At 61.8% G+C, this 4,109-nt stretch carries 4 protein-coding genes; 2 read left to right on the forward strand and 2 right to left on the reverse strand.

The features are described 5' to 3' along the window. On the forward strand, positions 1–412 hold a 412-nt coding region (locus Q0216_RS01965; protein ID WP_298592508.1), incomplete at its 5' end, for a polyprenyl synthetase family protein. Positions 413–539: 127 nt separating this feature from the next. On the opposite strand, the gene Q0216_RS01970 is transcribed toward Q0216_RS01965, so the two are convergent. Beyond that, positions 540–908: an Rv2175c family DNA-binding protein gene (locus Q0216_RS01970; RefSeq protein ID WP_219101697.1), complete on the reverse strand. Its 369-nt coding sequence runs from the start codon at positions 906–908 to the stop codon at positions 540–542. Positions 909–1,155: 247 nt separating this feature from the next. On the opposite strand from Q0216_RS01970, the gene Q0216_RS01975 reads away from it, so the two are divergent. Further along, positions 1,156–2,841, forward strand: a complete 1,686-nt coding sequence (locus Q0216_RS01975) for a serine/threonine-protein kinase (protein WP_298592510.1) — start codon at positions 1,156–1,158, stop codon at positions 2,839–2,841. 145 nt (positions 2,842–2,986) lie between these two features. Here the strand turns inward: Q0216_RS01975 and Q0216_RS01980 are convergent. Next, positions 2,987–4,109 (reverse strand): 3-deoxy-7-phosphoheptulonate synthase class II (locus Q0216_RS01980; protein WP_298592512.1); only part of this gene is annotated, 1,123 nt, incomplete at its 5' end.

Genomic DNA, 4,109 nt, shown 5'->3' on the forward strand with positions numbered 1-4,109 from the left:
GCACCCGGTGCTTGCCGGTTACCGCGCGTTCGGTCTGCCGCTGGGTGAGGGTTTCCAGCTGCGTGACGATGAGCTGGGCGTCTTCGGTCAGCCCGAGGTGACCGGTAAGCCCGCAGGCGATGACCTGCGTGAGGGTAAGCGTACCGTCTTGGTGGCGCTCACCTCCGCCGCCCTTACCGAGAAGGATGCGGCGCTTCTGCACAATAGCTTGGGCGACCCCGAGCTGAGCGATGAGCAGGTGGAGCGCATCCGTGAGCTGATGGTTTCTTCGGGTGCTTTCGCCAAGCATGAGCAGCTGATTGAGCAGAAGTCTCAGGCGGTGTTTGAGGCGCTGGAGGCGATGAACCTGGACGAGCTGGTGCATGCGGCACTGACCGATATTGTGGGCCGTGCACTGCGTCGCAAGGCATAGATGCACTGCGCCGCAAGGCGTAGAGGTTCACCACAGTTAGAACGTTAAACAAGTTGAGGCGGCATACCGAAGTATGCCGCCTCAACGTATTTAGCTATAGTGCCGAGCCAGTGTTACCAAGCCGGAGCTACCAAGCCAGTGCCTGCGCACGGCGACGAATCTCAGTCTTACGACCGTCAATCAGCGCGTCGATGGGACGACCGGGCAGGGAATCATCATTGGTGTACAGCCACACGATGGCTTCTTCATCGCTAAAGCCGGAGTCCTTCAGGACAACGAGGGTGCCCTTGAGGGATTCGAGAACTCGCGAACCGTTCAGGAACAGTGCGGGTACCTTGCGCACGTTGGTTTCCGGGTCGCGCAGCGCGATGAGCGTACCGTCAGAAATCAGGTTGTGTACGCGGGTCACCTTCAGGTCGAGGGCCTGCGCAATTTCGGGGATAGTTACCCAATCGCCGACGAGGGCGAAGGTCTGAGCAATATTTTCGTTAGTCACCTTTTAAGAGTGCCAGAGCTGGCACGTATTTACCACTTTTGACCCGCCGCAGGTTCGGTGCCCCTCCCGGCTTCTTTCGTTATTGTGTGCTTCCGTGGTTCGTGAGTTGGGTTCGGAGCCGTCGGCGCTTTGTGAGAGTTCGCTGAGTGTTCACCTGCTCGGTGCCCTTTGGCATCGCGTTCCTCCAGGTGGGCGGGCTAAAATGTTGAGACGTATGAATACTCCCAGCCCACGCCGGATTTCTCCCGTGAACCCCCGTTCTTCTTCTAATACTTCTGTTCCTCCCGCCACTCGTCCCGCTGCCCCGGATACCGCTATCGGTTCTTCGCAGTGGCTCAGTGGCGCCATTATTGAGGGTCACTACCAGGTGGGTTCGCTCATTGGCCGCGGCGGCATGAGCGAGGTCTATTATGCGCTGGACCTGTGGTCGAATAACCCGGTCGCGCTCAAGGTTCTCTCCCCTTCCCTGGCTGAGGATGCGGCGAACCGTCAGAAGTTCCACCGTGAAGAGCGTTCGATGCGCCAGGTGGGTGGCGGCGGGCATACGGTGGGCGTGATTTCTTCGGGTACCGAATATTTTTCGGGTCAGATGGTCATGTACATTGTGCTCGAGTACGTGCACGGCTGCACCCTGAGTCAGCTGTTGCGTGTGCGTAATGCCCTGTCCCTGGGTGAGGCTCTGGATATCCTCATTCCGGTGGTGGAGGCGCTCTCGGAGGTGCACGCGAACCGCTACCTGCACGGCGATATTAAGCCGGGCAATATTCTTCTCGACGCTAACGGCCAGGTGAAGCTCACGGACTTCGGCCTTTCTCGCCGCGATGATCAGGTGGATGCGGGCGCTCCCATGGGTACCCCCGCCTACGTTGCGCCGGAGGTCCTGGACCCGAAGGTGAAGGTCGGCGCGCAGGCTGATATTTTTGCGCTCGGCGTGATGATGTACCGCATGCTTTCGGGTCGTCTACCCTTTGTGGGTCTGGAGAATGACCAGCAGGTGCTCTACCACAACGCCAATATTGAGATGCCCGCGCTGACCGATGTGGCACCGGGTGCGGACCGCGATATTGCGGGTCTGATTTCGTGGTGTACCCGCAAGCAGCCTCACGCCCGTCCGGAGGATGCGACCGAGCTGTTTACGGCTCTGCTGGAGATTTCTGAGTCGCTGGGTGAGCACGAGCGTACCTGGCGTGCCCCTTCGTGCCCGGAGCCGGAGCTTCCGCTCTGGGAGGCTGTTGCCGATATTGCGGAGCGTAGCGGCGCCGCGCAGATGGTGCGTAACACCCCGATTAGTGCTTTTAGCGATGCCCGCGATCTGCTGGCGTACGATGTGTACTCCCCCGACAGCCTCGTGTACGATGCCTCGGCGGCTGGTCAGGGCGTGCACCTTGCCGATGTTGACGCCGAGGACTCGGTGCTGAACCGCCAGGGCATTCCGCCGCTGGTGAGTTCTGCCTCCGATGCTGACGACTCTGAGGATGAGCCGGACGGCGCAAAGGGCAAATCCGGCAAGCGCGGCCTGGGCTCGTTCATGGGCCGCCGCGCGGGCGCGAAGGGCCCGCTGACTCAGTCTGTTGGCATTGGCCCACAGACGGAGCAGGAGTTCATCTCAGCTCATGGCGAGTACGCCCCGATTCATGCCGAGCGTTCGTTGAGTCCTTCGGGTTCGCACCGTTCGAAGGTTAAGGGGGCGGCGAGCGCTTCTGAGACTGAGGAGTCTACGGGTATTTCTGATGATTCCGAGCAGTCTTCGCAGAAGGATCCTCGCCTGCCCGCCAAGCAGTTTAGGACTCCACCGTCCGGTATGGCGGTGGGCGGTTGGGCGTTGGCGCTGATTCTGCTGGGTATGGGTTCGAGCTTTACCGGTTGGTGGCTTGCGACCTCGCTGGTGCAGTCGCAGTGGTGGCGCAATATTGAGGCGTTCCTGACCTTCTAGCGTCTGCCGCCTAGCGCCTGCCGCGCCGCCTTTTGCCGCGCGCAGGTTAAACGCAATTGCCCGGGTCTTCACTCATCGTGAGCGAAGACCCGGGCATTGTTTCTGCTATTCCCCACCGACTAGCGCGGCGAGGCGCATGAACGTTTTATGCGCGGTTCTTGAGGTACTCGGAGACCAGGAACGCGATTTCCAGGGACTGCGAGTGGTTCAGACGCGGGTCGCACAGGGACTCGTAGCGGTCAGCCAGTGCTGCCTCGTCGATGGCGTCGGAGCCACCCAGGCATTCGGTCACGTCGTCGCCGGTCATTTCCACGTGGATACCTCCGGGGAACGAACCCAGTGCCTCGTGCACCTCGAAGAAGCCGCGAACCTCGTCGAGCACGTCGTCGAAGCGGCGGGTCTTGTAGCCGGAGGGCACGGAGATGGTGTTGCCGTGCATCGGGTCGGTAACCCAGACGACCTTCGCGCCTTCAGCCTGCACACCCTCAACGATTGCGGGCAGCTTCTCGCGGATGTTCTTCGCACCCATGCGGGTGATGAAGGTCAGGCGGCCGGGCTCGCGGTTCGGGTCGAGCTTATCAATCAGTGCGAGTGCGTCCTCTGCGGTGGTGCCAGGGCCCAGCTTCACGCCGATGGGGTTGCGGACCTTGGAGAGGAAGTCCACGTGTGCATCGTCGATGCCGCGGGTGCGCTCGCCAATCCACAGGAAGTGCGCGGAGGTGTCGTAGGGCAGCTGGGTGCGCGAGTCGATGCGGGTGAGGGCACGCTCGTAGTCCAGCACGAGCGCCTCGTGGCCGACGTACAGGTCGGTGGTCTTGAGGGCTTCGAAGTTAACGCCGCAGGCTTCCATGAACTTGAGGGCGCGGCCGATTTCGTTGGCGGTCTTCTCGTAGCGCTCGTGCGCGGGGTTGGAGGTGAAGCCACGGTTCCACTGGTGCACGGCGCGCAGGTCTGCGAAGCCGCCCTTGGTGAAGGCGCGCACCAGGTTCAGGGTGGATGCGCTGGTGTGGTAGCCGCGCAGCATGCGCTTGGGATCGTGTACGCGGGCTTCGGGGGTGAAGTCGAAACCGTTGACGGTCTCGCCACGGAAGGAGGGCAGGGTGACGTCGCCGCGGGTTTCCGTGTCTGCGGAACGGGGCTTGGAGAACTGGCCCGCCATGCGGCCCATCTTCACCACGGGCATGGAGGCACCGTAGGTGAGCACTGCAGACATCTGCAGGATGGTCTTGACGCGGCCGGAGATCTTGTCGGCGGTTGCGCCCGCGAAG

Source organism: uncultured Rothia sp. (assembly GCF_937976295.1).
Classification (GTDB): domain Bacteria; phylum Actinomycetota; class Actinomycetes; order Actinomycetales; family Micrococcaceae; genus Rothia.